The organism is Nonomuraea sp. NPDC005692, assembly GCF_040631115.1.
Lineage (GTDB): Bacteria > Actinomycetota > Actinomycetes > Streptosporangiales > Streptosporangiaceae > Nonomuraea.
This window is the reverse complement of sequence record NZ_JBEXYU010000007.1, coordinates 226,035-241,267: the sequence shown is the minus strand read 5'-3', so window position 1 is coordinate 241,267 and position 15,233 is coordinate 226,035. Positions and strand designations below refer to the sequence as shown.

Below are 15,233 nucleotides of genomic sequence, written 5' to 3'. Positions count from 1 at the left end.
CCGGCCGGGACGGCTGATCCCGGCCGGGCGTCCGTTCGTCAGAGGGCGCGGCGCGGGCCCGCCTGGGCGCGGATGGCGGTGGTCGCGGCGATCAGTTCCTGCTCGTCCTTGATGGTGCGGTTCTCCTCGTACGTGACCCCGGGTGGCGGGGCGTCGTGGCCGAGCGGGTCGGCGTCCCAGAAGTTGCCCCGGTAGACGACGTTCTCCAGCGGCGGGCCCACGTGCAGGACCGCCGTGTTGTCGGCGCGCGCGACGACGTTCTCCTCCACCCGCACCCAGGAGGCGCCGTAGTCGGTGTAGAGCCCGAAGTTGTACGGCGTGCGGGTGTCCTCGATGACGTTGCCCAGCACCAGCGCCCCGTCGTCATGGGAACCGCCCTGCGGCCCCGACACGTACACGCCGCCGCCGTCGGCCAGCACCCGCATGGTGTCGACGGTCCGGTTGCGTACGATCCGGGTGCCCTCGCCGGGCCCGGCGGTGATCCCGCAGTGCGGCACGTCCCTGACCTCGTTGTGCGCGATGACGCATCCGGACGTCCCCATCACCGCGATCCCCGGCGATCCCGGATATTCGAGCCCGACGCCGCGTACCAGGTTGTCCTCGATCACCGTGCCCCGGCTGCCCGTCACCACGACGGCCCCCGCCGAGAGCGTGTCGAAGTCGCAGCCGCGCACGACGTGCCCCTCGCCGCCGGACACCCCCAGCCCGGACGCCCCCAGCCTGGTGAACCGGCATCCCTCGATCACCACGTCCGAGCAGTCCTCGAACGTGACGCAGGCGGGAATCGTCACGGAAGCCGTGGGATACGTCACGGACGCACCCTCGCCCAGCTCCGCCACGCCGACGCCGCCGCCCTCGTAGAAGCCGCTGCCGTGATAGTGCACGAAGCCCTCGGGACGGCTCGGGCGCAACCAGGTCGCCTCGGCGAACGTCAGACCGCGGAAGGTCACCCGCCGCGCGCCGGACCCGCGTACCAGGGTCTCCAGCGCCGGGGCGACCACCCGCGTACGGGCGGGGTCCTCGCCGGGGCGGGGCAGGTAGCGCAGCACGTGGTGGCCCGGCCGTGAGCGGTCGAGCACGAACGTGCCCGGCTCGCGCAGGAAGCTCGGGTCGTTCTCGATCCTGGTGGGCAGGCCGGGCCCGGCGGAGGTGGTGCCCTCCCAGGTGGAGTTGTACAGCTCGGAGGCCCATCCGAAGGCGGGCGTCGCCATGGTGATCACGGTCCGGTCGCCGTCTCGGGCGACGTCCGCGACGGGCAGGCGGCCCTCGGTCCACGGGTACACGCCGCGGTGGACGAACTCCACGTCGCGCGGGCTGGTCCAGGCCAGCGGCGCGGCGCTGTCGGTGACGTAGCCCGTGGCGGTCGCGGCCGGGGACGAACCGGGCAGCCCCTCGATCCCGGCCCGGGCGGCGCGGCGGCCGTCCACGTAGAGCTGGCGGGTCTCCAGGTCGCCGACGTCGGCCAGCCAGAGGCCATCGCGCACCTGCCAGCCGGTGATCGTCCGGCCGCCGCTCAGCACGGCGTCCTCCTGGCCGGGGGTGCCGTGGCCGTACGCCTGGTAGACGGTGCCCGAGTCGGCCTCGGTGAGCTCCAGCGGCTCGCCCAGCACGTGGACGCCGCCCCTGAGGTGGACGACGGACTCCCCGCCGGACGCCCTGGCGGCCTCGCGGGCGCGTCCGGGGGTGGCGAAGGGGCGTTCGAGGGAGCCGGGCCAGGAGTCGTCCCCGCCGGGTGCGACATGGAAGTGGAACACAGGTATCCCCTTTGCTGTTTATGGCATACACGGAGTAATACACCATAAACGAGGGAGGTGCCAATGGCGCGAGGTGTGGCGGGGGATCCGGACCACGGGGTCGAGCTGCTGTGGCGGGACGCGGAACGGGAGCCGCGGCCCGGCCTCAGCCTGGGCCGGATCGTGCGGGCCGCGGTCGAGCTGGCCGACGCGGAGGGCCTGGAAGGGTTGTCGATGCGCAAGGTCGCCGACCGGCTGGGCTTCACGACCATGTCCCTCTACCGCCACGTACCCGGCCGGGACCAGCTCGTGGACCTGATGCGCGACGAGGTGCTGGGCGAAGCCCTCGTCGCCGCCTCGGACGCCGCCCCGGACGCAGCCCCGGACGCCGATGGTGGCTGGCGGGGGCGGCTGGAGGAGGCGGCCCGGCGGGCGTGGGAGCTCCGCATGCGCCACCCTTGGCTGGCCGAGGTGCGCGGCTCCCGCCACCTGCCGGGCCCGAACGCGGTCGCCCACTACGACCGCATGCTCGGCGCGCTGACCGGCACCGCGCTGCGGCCGTCCGAGGTGGTCGCGGTGGTCGGCCTGCTCGGCCGGTTCGTGGACGCCGAGGCGCTGGTCCTGGCCGAGACCCGGCGCGAGGAACGCCGCAGCGGCGTGTCCGAGCAGGAGTGGTGGGGCGCCCGCGACTCCCTGTACGAACGCCTCGACCGCTATCCCGCCCTCTCGCGCCTGTGGGAGACGGGCGGCTGGGACGACCCGGAGGACTCCTTCACGTTCGGCCTGCGCCGCCTCCTGGACGGCGTCGAGGTGCTGATCCGAGAGCGTGACGAAAGCCGTGACGAAAGATGTCCCGAGTGTGGCACCCCACTGGAAACCGCCCCCTCGGGCCGCCCTCGCGTCTACTGCTCGCGGGCCTGCCAGCAACGCGCCTACCGCAAGCGCAGATCGGCCGACTGACCCAACCCGGTGTTCAGGGCGATCATGAACACAGCCACCGACGCGGAAACCCCGTGGCTCTTCCCCGGACGCAGGGCCCTGGTGCCTCAAGCCCCGGTTTCCGCGTTCAGGTCGCCCGATCATCGACTCCTACCGGTCTCGCAGCTTCATCTCCTCGCTAGGCGGCGGGGATCGTCACAGCTGCGTGCCGGGCCACCGCGGCGGCGCCCGCGCCGGCCAGGACGAAGAGGGCGGCCAGGCCGGCCCAGCCCGCGGTGCCGTGTTCGACGGCGGTGGTGGCGAGGATCGGGGAGACCATGGCGGCGATCGCGTAGCCGGTCTGACTGAGGCCCTGGTAGGCGCCGGCGCTGCGCTGGTCGGCCAGTTCGAAGGCCATGCCCCAGCCGCCCGCCTCGCCCAGGATCTCACCCATGGTGTGGGCGAACGCGGCCAGGACGAACAGGACGCAGGCGACGATCACGTTTCCGTGGCCGGCCAGGGCGTACAGACCGCATGCCGTCGCGAGCAGCCATGACGCGCGCCTGACCGTGCGCCCGGCCTTGCGCACGTCGTCGGTGCCGCGCGAGGCGCGCACCTGGAGGGCGGCCACGACCACGGTGTTGAGGACGAGCAGCACGGAGACGATGGCGGTGGGCGCGTCGGTGGTGGCCACCCAGAGCGGCATGCCGACGGTCAGCAGGCCGAACTGCGTGGCCACCACGGTGTTGCACACCACGCTCGCGATGTACGTACGGTCCCTGAGCGGCGAAGGCCCGGCGGACGCGGTGCGCTCCCTGACGGCGGTCATCCTGGCGGCGAGCTCCGGCACCTGACGCCCGAGCCCGGCCAGCGGCACGGTGGCCGCAAGCAGCAGGACGCCGGCGGCGACCACCGCCACACGGTACGCCGACGCGGTGCTCATCAGGAGCGCCGCCGCGGCGGCCACAGTGCCCAGGCCGATGAAGACGTTCGTGACCACGCGCATCCGGGCCCGAACCTCGACCCGCTCCGGCCCGGTGTACCACCGCGCCAGCATCGCCTGTTTCGACGAGGACCCCACCGAACGCGTGATCACGGCCAGGCAGGCGATCAGGGTGAACACGACGGCGTCGGAGACGAACGTGTAGGCGAGCAGCGCAACCCCGTTGAGCCCCGTCGCCACCGCCTGGACGCGGTGCGCGCCCACCCGGTCAGCCAGCCACCCTCCCGCGTACGAGGCCAGCACCCCGGTGCTGCCCGCGATGCCCAGCCCGAGCCCCACTGTGGTCGCGCTGAGCCCGATGACGAGCGTGAAGTACAGCGTGCTGACGGTGTAGAAGACGCCGCTGGAGAGCGCGAACGCCATCGTGCTGAGGGTCAGCGAGCGGGCGACGCGGTCATGGGGGAAGAACGTCTGGATCACGGGGGCCTTTATCCCGTGATAGGGCCTTTGTCGCCAATTGATGTAGCGTATGGCTTCATGGCGGGGCTGATCGAGTACGAGCTCGCCGGGATGGACGTGGCCGACGTCCGCTTCGCCATCTCGCCGCTCAACGAGCTCACGCTGTCGTTGCGCACGTTCCGCGACCCTGGGCGCTATCCCGTGCACCTGCCCTGGCTGCGCCGCACGGAGCAGGCCCGATCCGCACTGGACGTGCCCCTGCTGCAAGCGCTCACCAACGACGACATGTGGACACCGGACTACCTGTCACCCCGCCCCCGTGCCCCGCTCACCCGCATCGACGACGAACTCGCCACAGTCGCCCGCGTCCCGGTGGACCGGGTGCTCGACGACCTGCGCGCCATCCACCCCCGGCTCCCCGAGCCGCTGCGCGGCGACCCGTCCGCCCGCATCCTGGACGCGCTGCGCGACTACTGGCGCACCTGCTTCGCCCCCTGGTGGCCCCGGATGCGCGCGGTCCTGCAGGCCGACGTGGTCCACCGCGGCCAGGTCATCTCGGCCCACGGCCTGGCCGCGATGTTCGCCGACCTCAGCGAGCGCGTTCAGTTGCAGGACGGCGTCCTACGCATGCGGCTGATCAGCGACGCCCGCTACCGGCGCTCCACCAGCGGCGAGGGCCTCACCCTGGTCCCGACCCTCTTCGGCCGGGCCGCCACCGTCCCCATCTCCCCGTCCGAGCCCCCTTTGATCACGTACGGCACTCGGGGCGTCGGCACGCTCTGGCAGCCGGAGGCCCGTCCCTCCCCGGCGGTGCTCACCGACCTTCTGGGCGCCTCCCGGGCCGGGCTGCTCACCATGCTCGAGACCCCCGCCTCGTCGACCGAGCTCGCCGGCCGCCTGGGCGTCACTCCTTCGGCCGTGAACCAGCACCTGCGCACCCTCCGCGCCGCCGGCCTCCTCGCCGGCGCACGCCACGGCCGCTCGGTCCTCTATCTGCGCTCGGAACTCGGCGACGCCCTCGTCACCGGATCAGGACCCCGGGCCGTCGGCGACGACCGCGGCTCGGAGGACGCCGCCCACCCCGGCCCTCATTGAGCCGCGTGGCCGTGCCGGACCTGACAGTGGTGTGACAGCCTCTGTTCGGCCCGTGTTAGGGCCGGGTCCGTACAACCGATCGCATGCAGGCAACCATCGAAGTCAGCGGGCTGCGCAAACGGTTCGGCCCGACCCTGGCGCTGGACGGCATGTCGTTCACCGTGCTGCCCGGCCAGGTCACCGGGTTCGTCGGCCCCAACGGGGCGGGCAAGCCTGCTAACGGTCTGGGGCGCTTGCGATTTGGTAACGATCCGCGCGGCTGATTAGCGCCCTCACCTGCGGAGTTGAGCCGGGAGCGCCTTGTCTCGCGAGGGGGTGGACGAATCGTTGCGGTGGCGCTGACCTCATGGGGCAAGATCACAAAAGGGGGGCATTACAATGGCTCCCCAATTGGGGAGGGGCAGCGCCCCTGCCCCCGGAATTCCCTCCCGGCCCCCCTTTTGCGATCTTGGAGGGGTCCCCGTGAGGTTGGCTCCGAAACGATTCGGTAGCCCCCGCCATGGCGGACCAAGATCAGCCGGCGAGTGGCCTACGGAGAGTCCAGCGGGCCGTAGGCACGCAGTGCGGCGTTGACCCGTGGGGGGTTCCCAAAGGGCATTTGCGCTTGTCGGGATATGCATTGATACAGATAGCAGCAAGCGCCCGATTGCACGGCATCGGGCGCTTGAAGCGGTAATGGGTCGGCGATGCCCCGTTAGAGACGTGACGGGACCTCATCGCCGGGGCGGTCAGCCTAGGTCAAACTCCCCAAGTCTCACGCCGCCCAGGAATGCCTTCCATTCCGCTGGCGTGAAGACAAGAGCGGAACCGGTGGGGTTCTTGCTGTCACGAACTGCGATGATCCCGGCAAGATTGGTGGCGACCTCAACGCAGTTCCCACCGCCGTTACCGCTGCGGGAACTCTTCCTCCACACGGCCCCGGTGAGCTGTGTAGCGGTCAGGTCCTTAGACTCCATTGGTCTGCTGCTTCCTTGATCTTTTCGAGCGATTCGCCTGGGCGGTACGCCTCTGCTCGTAGTCTGTCATACCGCCCCCAGATGAGGGAAACCAGTTCATGCTCAGCCGAAACTTCGCCTCTACCTGCGGACTCTACAGACACGGTGGTCGGAGCGTCGGCAAGTTCAGCGATGACGAAGCCCGACATCAAGCCGTCCGTACATGGGCTGTCAGCGGGAACGATCTGCACCGTCACATTGTGATAAGTGGCGACGGCTGCCAAGTGCGTGAGCTGGTCGGCCATCACCTGGGGATCGCCGATGGAGCGGCGCAGAACCCACTCGTCCAGGAGTACCCACAGGGTAGGGGGGCTGTTGCGGGTGAGGATGAGTTGCCTTTGCATTCGGGCGGCAACCTGCTCCTCCGCCTCCGTTTCGAGAATCGCGCGATGCCCACGGAAGATGGCACGCGCGTAGTCCTCCGTCTGAAGTAACCCGGGAATCAGGAGCGGGTCCCATGTGCGCAAGGTCGCTGCGCTGGGCTCTATCTCCTCCAACCACCGCAGGAACCATCCTGGTCCGGAAGGTGACTGGTGTATTCGGCGGCACAGCCGAACGAAGTAGTCCTTGTCGGGCAGGTCGAAAAGCTGATCACAGGCTTGCGCGAAGTCGAGTTGCGGGTTACGACTACCGGTCTCGATGTGCCCTACAAGCGACGGAGAGCACCCTACGTGATCGGCTAGTCGCCGTTGGGATAGTCCCCGCTCCTTCCGGCATCGTGCCAGCTCGCGGCCGAAACGCTCGGCAGGTGATATACGCGGGTCAAGATCGTTCGCCATGGCGGTCTCCCGGGCGTTGTTGGCATAACGCTCACTTGAATTCACAGGCCACTACATCTGTCTACACGGCGTGCGTACTTCTGTCACGAGACTGTCTCGCGATCTGGCGTGCAAAATCCCTGGTCGATTAGGCACTCTAGGAGAGCCCCACAAACCTGTATCCCTCTGGGGCACGATCGAAACCGACATTTCGACCACATCTAGTGGAGACGAAATGACAGCCAAGATCTTAGGTGTAGGTCTTAGCACTTAGGCAGATGATCAAGTGAGCGGAGAGGGTGGGAGCAAGATGTCCATGGAAAGACACGGAGGGTGCCCCCTTCCGCCTGTGGGGACTGCGTCAGCGGCTACAGCAGACCCCCCCTTCGCGGGGGTCAAGGTATGGCTCGTCCGTGAGATAGAGATCTCCTCGCTCCTGCCTGGGCTGGTTCGCAGGGAGCTAGCGGAGTGGATGGGATCGACTCACGAAGCGCTCGGGGATCTGCAAATGATCGCCACCGAACTGGTCACCAACGCGCTGATACACGCTAACGCGGAGTGGGTGCGCGTGCACCTCGTTCCGGAATCGGGGTTCTGGCGGCTGACGGTGGTGGACCCGGGCCGGAACGGTCTGGTCCCGCATCCTCGGGTCACCTCGGAGACGGACGAGTGGGGGCGCGGCCTACGCCTGGTGCACGGCCTGACGTACGGGGCATGGGGAACCAACGCGACCGTGGTGGGTGAGCGCGTGGTGTGGGCGCTGGTGCCCCGGCGGGGTGGTCAGTCTGGTCAGGGGCGGCGGTCATGAGCGACGACCAGGCGGACAAGGATGCGGCGTCTGCGCCGTGTGATGGAGAGCCACCCCTACCCGGGGGAAAGTCCTCGGAGGGACGGTGCGGGTAGGGGTTTGAGGGGCCTTCCCCGGAGGTCATTCCTGGCATCGCGTGAGGCGGCCCGCTGGCGTGGAAGCGGCGTTGGCGGACACATGTGGTGCAGCCTCCGGGGACGGTCCTCTCCCAAGCAGATGCAGCGGCTAGGACGGGAGCGGAGATGGCGGGTGGGGCGCACAAGTCGTGGCGGGATGAGGTGGCGGAGTGCCTAGCGCAGTTCCCGGGTGGTGCTAGTGCCGATGAGGTGGCTGCGCATTTCGATCACCTGCGTACGGCGGACTTCTTCCGCACGTGCCTGGCTGCTCTGGCTCGGGATGGTGTGGCGGTGAGGGTGTTGGAGCTGGCCGTGCCCAATGGTGTCCCGGGCGTGCCCGCGCGGGGGCCACGTGGTCGGGTGCGCTACCGGCTGGCTGATGAGCGATCGGTGGAGACGTCGCCGGATCCTGAGGGGGGCGACGCGGCATAGACAACCCCTGACCGGTGAGCCTGGTTGCCGTCTGGCCGGTCAGGGGTGCAAGTCCCGTTCAGTGAGGGGAAATCCTCCGTGGGCTGTGGTGGCTGCGTGTTGGGTCCGGTTGCAGTCGCCTGAGGGCCAGCCCGCGTCGAGTGAGTTGCGGGCCCCTCACTGAGCGGTCCTCCCGGGCGAAGCGAAGGCCGCTTGGGAGGGTCGGAGTCCTGGTGTCCCCGTGCCGGGCGGCCAAGGACTCCGGCATGTCCGGGGGCTGTGGCATGGCTGGTGTTGAGCACGTCCCGGGGTCCGACGCGGGGCGGTGCTGTGCTTCCGGAAGGGTCCCTCCTCGGGCGCATGGCTTGGCGTGCGCGGTCGGTTGCCGTGGTCGGGGCAGGCTACGGCCGGGCGGGGCCGGTTCGGTGACGCCGGGGCGAGGCCAGGCCGGCGAGGGTGGCGAGGGCGAGCACGGCGCGCTAGCGCCGCGCGCAGTCCCGATGTCCGCCCTCGCCTGCCTGTGCCGTTGCCCCGGTGGCACCCGGGCGCGGTACCGGTGAGGGTCGGGGGTTGACCTTGACCGCGAGCGAAGTGATGCGGTCGGCGCGCGAGCGAAGCGATGCGCGTGAGGGAGGGGGCGAGGGGAGGGCAGCGTCCTCCCCCGGGGGGAGGGGACCGGGGAAGGGGAAACCCTCCCCGGGGCGCGCGAGCGGGGGACGCGTGGCGGGGCGATCCTGGCCGCCCGGTGGGCGGGTCCGCATGAAGGGTCTGGTGTCGCGCTCAAGAATTGGGGGCGGTGACGCGGGCGGGTGAGGGGGGTGGGTGGCGGGCTACCCCCAACCTCCAGACGATCACCGTTCAAGATCATTCCCGCGGGAGTGGTGCCGTCCGGCCGTAGGCCGGGCGGGCTTGATCTAGTAGGGAAACTCATCACACAGTCCGATGCGTGCGGCGGGAGATCAGGAGTCTGCGGGGTGACTCCGGGCGGCGGTCAAGGCGTCGTCCACCGTGGCGTGAACCTTCAGGTAGGGCTCAAGGCCGGTGCGGGTGATCAAATAGCGCGGGGTGGGGCGAACGGCGGCGAGCCAGAGATCGCCCCCGCGTGCGCGCTGCGCCTGTGTCGCAATGATGATCGCGCCTAGGCCGGAACTGTCCATGAATGTCAGTTGCGATAGGTCAAGCACCATGACGTAAGGGAGCTGACTGCCGACCTCGGCTAGGTACGCCTCGAAGTACGTTCGATTGGTGCTGTCCAGCTCGCCGGTTGCTGTGATCAGGGCAACCCCGTGGAGGCGCTGATGGGTCAGTGTGAGCGGGGTCATCGCAACCTCATGTGAGCACTCCGAAATGGCCGTGCCGAGCGGCGGGTAACCCATCATGCCCGAACTCGCCTAGACCATGCCAATGATCCGCAGCGCGTGGCGCGGGGCTCACGCGGGCGCATTCTAGCACGGCTACGGCCGGGGTGTTCGCCGGTATGCCGAGAACGCATGTGTTCGAACTGTTCGAACGCGTGTTCGAGTACTGCTTGCCATGGTGGGTGTCACAGGGACATCCGCAACGATGGGAGGTAGTGGGATGCGATTCCCGATCGACACGACGCAACTGGCGTTCACGGTCACCTCGCCCCCGATGCCCGCGCGCGACTTCGCCACTAAGAAGGCGAAGGTGACCGACGACGGTCAGCCGGTCATGGTGGTGACGCTGCTGGCGATGGACGGAACCGACTCGACCAAAGTCAAGTTCAACCTGCCCGGGGAGCAGCATCACTTGACGCCGGGCATGCCGGTCCGGGTGGAAGGGCTCGCCTACGGCATGGCCAAGGACGGCGAGGTCAGGTGGTGGTCGGCCAACGCCGTGGTCCCGATGGTCACCGGTCCGGTCACGGCTCACCACGTGGCCGCGCCGTCGGTGGCTGCTTCGGGGGCTGCTTCGACGGCCGGGGGCACCGGCGAGGGGGCGGGAGCCACGCGTGGGCGTAACCCGGTGGCGTCCCGGCACGGTGGCGCGCACGGGGCCGCTCCGGCTGAATCCGGGGGCGTGGCGTGATGGTGATGGGTCCGCAGGTTCCGGGCCGGGCCTCGGGTCTGCCCCCGGCGATCGAGATGCCCGCCGTGCCCATCCGGGCGCAGAGCACCCCGGAGTCCCGGCTGACCGTCTACGTGCTGCGGCCGGCGTGGCTGGTCCGGCGTGAGATCGGGCTCAGCCTGGGCGCGGGGGGCATGGTCGGCGGTGGCTGGCTGGCGTGGGACTGGCCCGGCGCGCTGGGCGTGTGGGTGTGCCTGGCCTCGCTGGTCGGCGGGGTGCCCGGGGTTCGCGGCTGGCTCACCGGCCTGCTGTGGCGGTCGCGGGTGATCCGCCGCTGGGACCGGGCTGCCCGCTTCGCCGGGCTGGCCACGCATAACGACCGGGTCCCGCGCGTCATGCACGCGGTGCGGACGGCGGCCGGTGAACGGCTGCGGGTGCGGCTGCCCAAGGGGAGCGCGGTGTGCGACGTGGAGGAGCGTACGCCGTGGCTGGCCTCCTCGCTGGAAGCCTCGGCCGTGCTGGTGCTCGGCGATGAGGTCAACGCCCGTTACGCGACGGTGGAGGTGATCCGGCGTGATCCGCTGGACGGGTTCGGGGTGCTGGCCTGGCCGTGGGTGGACGCCCCCGATGCGGGGTGGGTCGCCTCGGCGTGGGACCCGATGCCGGTGGGCGTCTCGGAGACCGGGGATCTGGTGGTGGTGTCGCTGCTGAGTGAGGGCGCACCGGAGACGATCGGGGCCGGGGCCGGGGCTGAGATCGGCGGGCCGGTCCGGTGAGCGTGCATGTGCTGCTGGGCGGCGCACCCGAGTCGGGCAAGTCGGTGGCGCTGCATGCGCTGATCGCTGGCCTGATGATCGACCCGGAAACGGAAGGCGTATTCATCGACGGCAAGCAGGGCGTGGAGCTGGCCGCGTGGGAGAAGGTGGCTCACGGCGGCATCCGTTCCGACATCGACAGTGCCACCGAGGGCCTGGAGTGGGCGGTCAAGCGCATGGATGAGCGCTACACCTTCCTGGGCGCGTGCGGGGCACGGAAGATCGTCCGATCGATGGGCTACGGGCTGCTGGCCGTGGTGATCGATGAGCTGGCGACGTTCACGCTGTACCCGGACAAGAAGAAGCGAGAACGGTTCTTGCTGGCGCTGCACGACCTCGGCGCGCGGGGGCGCGCTGCGGCGGTGCGGGTGCTGGCCGCGACGCAAAAGCCCGGCAGTGACGTGGTTCCGACCTACGTCCGGGATCTGTTCGACACCCGGTGGGCGCTGCGCTGCACGACCAAGGACGCCTCCGACACGGTTCTGGGGTCGGGCTGGGCGGCTCGGGGCGTGGACGCCTCGACCATCGACCTGGGCGCGGCCGGGGTCGGCTACCTGCTGTCGGACGCGGCGGGGCCGGTCCGGCTGAAGGGCTTCTACATCAGTGACACGCAACTGTCAGACCTGGCGGCCTACGCGGCGGAGCTGCGGGCCACAACGCACGCATGGAGGTAAGTCCGATGACCACTCACACCACTGACACGTACACCCCCAACCCGAACACCACCGACTCGCGCGGCACTGCCACGCGCACCGCGCCGCGCCTTGCGGGGAGCCCGCCGCGCTCGGTCCAGCTCGCGGCCAACTGGATGGGGGTCCAGTGCTGCATCGGCATCCTGGCCCTGGCGTTCCTCCTGCCGATGGCGGGCGCGTACGGTCCGATCCCGGGCGCGGTGCTCGTCTGGGCCGGGGTCACCTTCGCCTTCTACATCCTGATCGGGGTGCTGGCGGCCAAGCTCAGCGCGGGTCGCCGCTGGGTCCGGCGCACGGCGCTAACGGTGGAAATCCTCATGCTCGGAAGCGGGGCGCTGTCCCTGTTCACAGGCCCGAACATCGGGACCGTGGTGGCGCTGGCCATCGCCACGGTCATCACCTGTTACCTGTCCACGCGGGAGACGGCGGAGTACTTCGCCTCCTGACCCCCGCCCCTGCTTCGACTCCCACGGCTTCATTCATCACAGACAGGAGAACGACCATGTTCCGACCCTCCACCCTGTTCGCCGGCTCAGTCCTCGCCGCTCTGACCATGGGTTTCGCGCTGACCACTCCGGCGAGTGCCCAGACGCAGAGCGCGACGCAGACCACCACGCAGGCCGTGAGCCGGACGGCCAACGGCGCGGGGGCGTGCCGTCAGGTCCAGGTGACCGGGGACAAGATCGCCATCCGCGACTTCCCGTTCGTCAACGGCCTGGTCGTCCGGACCGTTGCGCGTGGCACCGTCCTGACGACGTGCGGTGTCGTGGCGGGCAACGGCTCCAACTCCTACCCGTCCAAGTGCGGGTTACGGGGGCAGAGCTGGTATCAGGTGCGCTCGGGGCGGCTGACCGTAACCGGTAGCCCGTACGGCTACGTTCCGGCGACCTGCGTGCGGGTGATCTAGCCCGCGTCCGGTGCCAGGGAGGGCCGCCCGATGCGATCACCGGTCGGGCGGCTTTCCGGAAAGAGCTCCTACCTGCGGAAATGTAGTTCGAATATAGGCGTCCCGGATTGAACCGTCCGGCCGGATGCGTCGTACCACCACTGTCTGATCACTCAACAGACAAGTAGGGGAAGCGCACGACGGGGGCCGGAAAACCTGAGTGGGGACGCAGGGGCCGGGCGAGGGGCCGACGGGCGAGAGATCACAACGGGAGAGGACGTAGCACGGTGAAGATCTGGATCCTGGGGGAAGAACTCGCACCGGTAGAGATCAGCGATGAGTACGCGGCTCAGAGGTTCGTGGCGTGGATGTTCGGCGCGGGCCGGGCGGAGCTGGAACACACCCTCAAGACGTTCGCGCATACCCCGTGGAAGCGCGGGGGGCTGGGCGCGACGACGGTGGACGGTCCGGCCGACCTGGAAGCCCTGGCGCGGGTGGTGCAGACCCGATGGAACCCGCTGACGGTGCCTGAGCAGCGACGCGCGCAGTAGCCGGGAGCGGCCGGGGCGGCGGTGAGGCTCCGGGCACCGGTCGGGGGATCTGCGCACATGACCAAAGAGGCGGGCCGTGGGGACCCGCCTCTTTGCGTTCCCGGACACACATGTGGATGCGGAGTGATCAGATGTTGAGAACACAAACGGTCTTGGGGCAGATCCTTGCCCGGGTGGCCGATGACGACCAATACCGGCGCTGGATGGGGCAAGTGGACCGGGCCGGGTACTGCGTGCGGCCGGTGCAACTGGCCGGGTCGGCAACGACGGTGAACGCGGCAACGGGTGAGGTGGAAGCGTCCTACTCCAGCTCCGCAGAGCCGGGCGGGGTGCTGCTGGTGGCGTGCAAGGATCGCCGCGAGAGCGTGTGTCCGCCGTGCGCGGCCCGCTACCGCTCCGATGCCTGGCACGTGTTCGCCGGTGGCGTGTCGCGGGCGCTGCCCGCCCCTGACAGCGATGCGGCCGGGAGCCCGCTGGTGCTGGCCACCTTCACCGCTCCGAGCTTCGGCCGGGTGCACGCGGCCCGTGATGGCGGAGTCTGCCGGGCGGCTCGGACTGGCCGACGTGACGGGGGCCGGGGCACGCGGGTTTGCGAGCACGGCAGGCCGCTCGGGTGCCCGGCACGGCACACTCCTGGGGATGGCATGGTGGGCGCTCCACTGTGCACCGACTGCGCGGACCTGGCCGGGCTGGTGCTGTGGAACGCCCACGTTGGGGAGCTGTGGCGGCGCACGGTCATCTACGTCTACCGGGCGCTGGCCGCGCTGGCTCCGGCGCTCGGCGGTCGGCCGGTCGGCGTCCGCCAGATCCGGGATCTGCTACGGCTGAGCTACGTCAAGGTCACGGAGTTTCAGAAGCGGGGCGTGGTGCACCTTCACGTCCTGGCCCGTCTGGATGGCGTCAACCCTGATGACCCTGACGCGCTGGTGCCCGCTCCGGCGTGGGCCGGGGTGGAACTGCTGACGGCGGCGCTCAAGCAGGCCGGGGCGCGGGCGAGCGTGCCACTCCCGGTGGTGGACAGCCGGACGGCTGCCATGGCTCGGTGGGGCAATCAACTGGATGTGCGGCCGGTCCGGGCGAGTGCGGTGGACGGGGCACGGGTGGCGGGGTACCTGGCCAAGTACGCGACCAAGACCGTCTCCGACTCCGTGAGCGGTCTCCCGGCGTCCCGGCCACGGGGCGACGACCCCGACATGGCGGGGGCACGCGCCATCCCGGCGCACGTGGCGGCGCTGACCGACGCGGTTCGCAGGCTGGCACGGCTGGCCACCTGCCGGACCCTGCGCCTTGCCCGACACATCCACACACTCGGCTTTCGGGGGCACGTGACGTCCAAGAGCCGCCGCTACTCCACCACGTTCGCGGCGCTGCGCGAGGAGCGGCGGGCCTGGCGTCAGGCGCGGGCTCGTGAGCGCGACCCGTGGGCGCATGAGCGGGACGACGCACAGTGCGTGGTGGTGGGTGACTGGCGTATCGCCGGGATCGGCTACCGGACACTCGGGGATCGGGTGCTGGCCGAAGTACTCGGGCGGGAACATCGTCAGGCACGCGAGGCGCAACGCCTGGGGCTTACGGCGTGAAGGTCGCGGGCGCATCCGCCGGCACTTGCGGCGAGGCTGCGACCTGGGAAAACGCGCCGAAGGCACGATAAAGCTGTTGGGGTTGGCCCTTCTTCCCCGGCTGCCTGCCTGTGCTCGATCTATGGTGCTCAACCTGCACCGTGGGCGGGTGGGTGGGCTGCCCGGCCACTGCCAGACAGCACCTTGAAACGATCATGCGGGCGGTCGTCCGCTCCTTCGGCATGGGCTCGCCAGGCTCGGCCGTGGGGGCGCTGCGGCGCTGCCCGCTCGGGGTGAGGCGGCAGGGATGGACACGACAGACAGGCGAGATGATCAGGAGTTAGCCGCGATCAGTGAGGATGACGAGATCGCGGCCATGGTCCGGGACTGGCCACCGTTGACCGAAAGCCAGCGCGAACGCCTCGCGCTGCTGCTGCTGGTGTAGGCGGTGCCCGTGACAGCGATG

The 15,233-nt window shown here is 69.9% G+C and carries 16 protein-coding genes and 1 pseudogene; 12 read left to right on the top strand and 5 right to left on the bottom strand.

Features of this window, described 5'->3' with window-relative positions; genetic code table 11:
* Positions 1 to 38: 38 nt before the first annotated feature.
* On the bottom strand, positions 39 to 1,754 hold the full coding sequence (locus ABZ459_RS18280) for a right-handed parallel beta-helix repeat-containing protein (RefSeq protein ID WP_357971420.1): 1,716 nt from the start codon (positions 1,752 to 1,754) through the stop codon (positions 39 to 41).
* Between the two features lie 63 nt (positions 1,755 to 1,817).
* Here ABZ459_RS18280 and ABZ459_RS18275 point away from each other — a divergent pair, with 63 nt between their 5' ends.
* Positions 1,818 to 2,693, top strand: coding sequence for a TetR/AcrR family transcriptional regulator C-terminal domain-containing protein (locus tag ABZ459_RS18275; RefSeq protein ID WP_357971419.1), 876 nt, complete (start codon positions 1,818 to 1,820; stop codon positions 2,691 to 2,693).
* 157 nt (positions 2,694 to 2,850) lie between these two features.
* On the opposite strand, the gene ABZ459_RS18270 is transcribed toward ABZ459_RS18275, so the two are convergent.
* Positions 2,851 to 4,074 (bottom strand): MFS transporter, encoded by a 1,224-nt coding sequence (locus ABZ459_RS18270; RefSeq protein WP_357971418.1) that lies wholly within the window; start codon positions 4,072 to 4,074, stop codon positions 2,851 to 2,853.
* Between the two features lie 57 nt (positions 4,075 to 4,131).
* Between ABZ459_RS18270 and ABZ459_RS18265 the strand changes: the two genes are divergently transcribed.
* Entirely contained in the window at positions 4,132 to 5,148 is a 1,017-nt protein-coding gene (locus tag ABZ459_RS18265; protein ID WP_357971417.1) for a DUF5937 family protein, read from the top strand.
* An 83-nt stretch (positions 5,149 to 5,231) separates the two neighbouring features.
* A pseudogene (locus ABZ459_RS18260) lies at positions 5,232 to 5,360 on the top strand (ABC transporter ATP-binding protein); the annotation flags it as partial.
* Between the two features lie 516 nt (positions 5,361 to 5,876).
* Here the strand turns inward: ABZ459_RS18260 and ABZ459_RS18255 are convergent.
* Both ABZ459_RS18255 and ABZ459_RS18250 read right to left on the bottom strand, forming a co-directional pair.
* On the bottom strand, positions 5,877 to 6,104 hold the full coding sequence (locus tag ABZ459_RS18255) for a DUF397 domain-containing protein (protein WP_357971416.1): 228 nt from the start codon (positions 6,102 to 6,104) through the stop codon (positions 5,877 to 5,879).
* Entirely contained in the window at positions 6,086 to 6,922 is an 837-nt protein-coding gene (locus ABZ459_RS18250; protein ID WP_357971415.1) for a helix-turn-helix transcriptional regulator, read from the bottom strand. The genes ABZ459_RS18255 and ABZ459_RS18250 overlap by 19 nt, the downstream gene beginning before the upstream one ends.
* 289 nt (positions 6,923 to 7,211) lie before the next feature.
* Here ABZ459_RS18250 and ABZ459_RS18245 point away from each other — a divergent pair, with 289 nt between their 5' ends.
* On the top strand, positions 7,212 to 7,709 hold the full coding sequence (locus ABZ459_RS18245; protein WP_357971563.1) for an ATP-binding protein: 498 nt from the start codon (positions 7,212 to 7,214) through the stop codon (positions 7,707 to 7,709).
* Positions 7,710 to 9,195: 1,486 nt separating this feature from the next.
* Here the strand turns inward: ABZ459_RS18245 and ABZ459_RS18240 are convergent.
* Positions 9,196 to 9,558, bottom strand: a complete 363-nt coding sequence (locus ABZ459_RS18240) for an STAS domain-containing protein (protein ID WP_357971414.1) — start codon at positions 9,556 to 9,558, stop codon at positions 9,196 to 9,198.
* A gap of 256 nt (positions 9,559 to 9,814) precedes the next feature.
* On the opposite strand from ABZ459_RS18240, the gene ABZ459_RS18235 reads away from it, so the two are divergent.
* The 8 genes from ABZ459_RS18235 (at position 9,815) to ABZ459_RS18200 (ending at position 15,212) form a co-directional block, all read left to right on the top strand.
* Positions 9,815 to 10,285 (top strand): hypothetical protein, encoded by a 471-nt coding sequence (locus ABZ459_RS18235; RefSeq protein ID WP_357971413.1) that lies wholly within the window; start codon positions 9,815 to 9,817, stop codon positions 10,283 to 10,285.
* 5 nt (positions 10,286 to 10,290) lie between these two features.
* On the top strand, positions 10,291 to 11,040 hold the full coding sequence (locus ABZ459_RS18230) for a hypothetical protein (protein WP_357971412.1): 750 nt from the start codon (positions 10,291 to 10,293) through the stop codon (positions 11,038 to 11,040).
* Positions 11,041 to 11,042: 2 nt separating this feature from the next.
* Positions 11,043 to 11,753 (top strand): FtsK/SpoIIIE domain-containing protein, encoded by a 711-nt coding sequence (locus ABZ459_RS18225; protein WP_357971411.1) that lies wholly within the window; start codon positions 11,043 to 11,045, stop codon positions 11,751 to 11,753.
* A gap of 5 nt (positions 11,754 to 11,758) precedes the next feature.
* Complete coding sequence (locus ABZ459_RS18220; RefSeq protein WP_357971410.1) at positions 11,759 to 12,217, top strand: hypothetical protein; 459 nt, start codon at positions 11,759 to 11,761, stop codon at positions 12,215 to 12,217.
* Between the two features lie 56 nt (positions 12,218 to 12,273).
* Positions 12,274 to 12,678 carry a hypothetical protein gene (locus ABZ459_RS18215; RefSeq protein ID WP_357971409.1) on the top strand — a complete coding sequence of 135 codons (405 nt, stop codon included), beginning with the start codon at positions 12,274 to 12,276 and terminating at the stop codon, positions 12,676 to 12,678.
* A gap of 266 nt (positions 12,679 to 12,944) precedes the next feature.
* On the top strand, positions 12,945 to 13,208 hold the full coding sequence (locus ABZ459_RS18210) for a hypothetical protein (RefSeq protein WP_357971408.1): 264 nt from the start codon (positions 12,945 to 12,947) through the stop codon (positions 13,206 to 13,208).
* 110 nt (positions 13,209 to 13,318) lie between these two features.
* The gene (locus ABZ459_RS18205) at positions 13,319 to 14,788 is read left to right on the top strand and encodes a replication initiator (protein WP_357971407.1); all 1,470 of its coding nucleotides are present in this window, start codon (positions 13,319 to 13,321) and stop codon (positions 14,786 to 14,788) included.
* Between the two features lie 286 nt (positions 14,789 to 15,074).
* Entirely contained in the window at positions 15,075 to 15,212 is a 138-nt protein-coding gene (locus ABZ459_RS18200) for a hypothetical protein (RefSeq protein WP_357971406.1), read from the top strand.
* Positions 15,213 to 15,233: the final 21 nt, after the last annotated feature.

Bases quoted from the DNA above. Each gene is read 5' to 3' on its own strand.
- ABZ459_RS18275 (WP_357971419.1), top strand. From the start codon at position 1,818: ATGGCGCGAGGTGTGGCGGGGGATCCGGACCACGGGGTCGAGCTGCTG.
- ABZ459_RS18265 (WP_357971417.1), top strand. From the start codon at position 4,132: ATGGCGGGGCTGATCGAGTACGAGCTCGCCGGGATGGACGTGGCCGAC.
- ABZ459_RS18255 (WP_357971416.1), bottom strand. From the start codon at position 6,104: ATGGAGTCTAAGGACCTGACCGCTACACAGCTCACCGGGGCCGTGTGG.
- ABZ459_RS18250 (WP_357971415.1), bottom strand. From the start codon at position 6,922: ATGGCGAACGATCTTGACCCGCGTATATCACCTGCCGAGCGTTTCGGC.
- ABZ459_RS18245 (WP_357971563.1), top strand. From the start codon at position 7,212: ATGTCCATGGAAAGACACGGAGGGTGCCCCCTTCCGCCTGTGGGGACT.
- ABZ459_RS18240 (WP_357971414.1), bottom strand. From the start codon at position 9,558: ATGACCCCGCTCACACTGACCCATCAGCGCCTCCACGGGGTTGCCCTG.
- ABZ459_RS18235 (WP_357971413.1), top strand. From the start codon at position 9,815: ATGCGATTCCCGATCGACACGACGCAACTGGCGTTCACGGTCACCTCG.
- ABZ459_RS18230 (WP_357971412.1), top strand. From the start codon at position 10,291: ATGGGTCCGCAGGTTCCGGGCCGGGCCTCGGGTCTGCCCCCGGCGATC.
- ABZ459_RS18220 (WP_357971410.1), top strand. From the start codon at position 11,759: ATGACCACTCACACCACTGACACGTACACCCCCAACCCGAACACCACC.
- ABZ459_RS18215 (WP_357971409.1), top strand. From the start codon at position 12,274: ATGTTCCGACCCTCCACCCTGTTCGCCGGCTCAGTCCTCGCCGCTCTG.
- ABZ459_RS18205 (WP_357971407.1), top strand. From the start codon at position 13,319: ATGTGGATGCGGAGTGATCAGATGTTGAGAACACAAACGGTCTTGGGG.
- ABZ459_RS18200 (WP_357971406.1), top strand. From the start codon at position 15,075: ATGGACACGACAGACAGGCGAGATGATCAGGAGTTAGCCGCGATCAGT.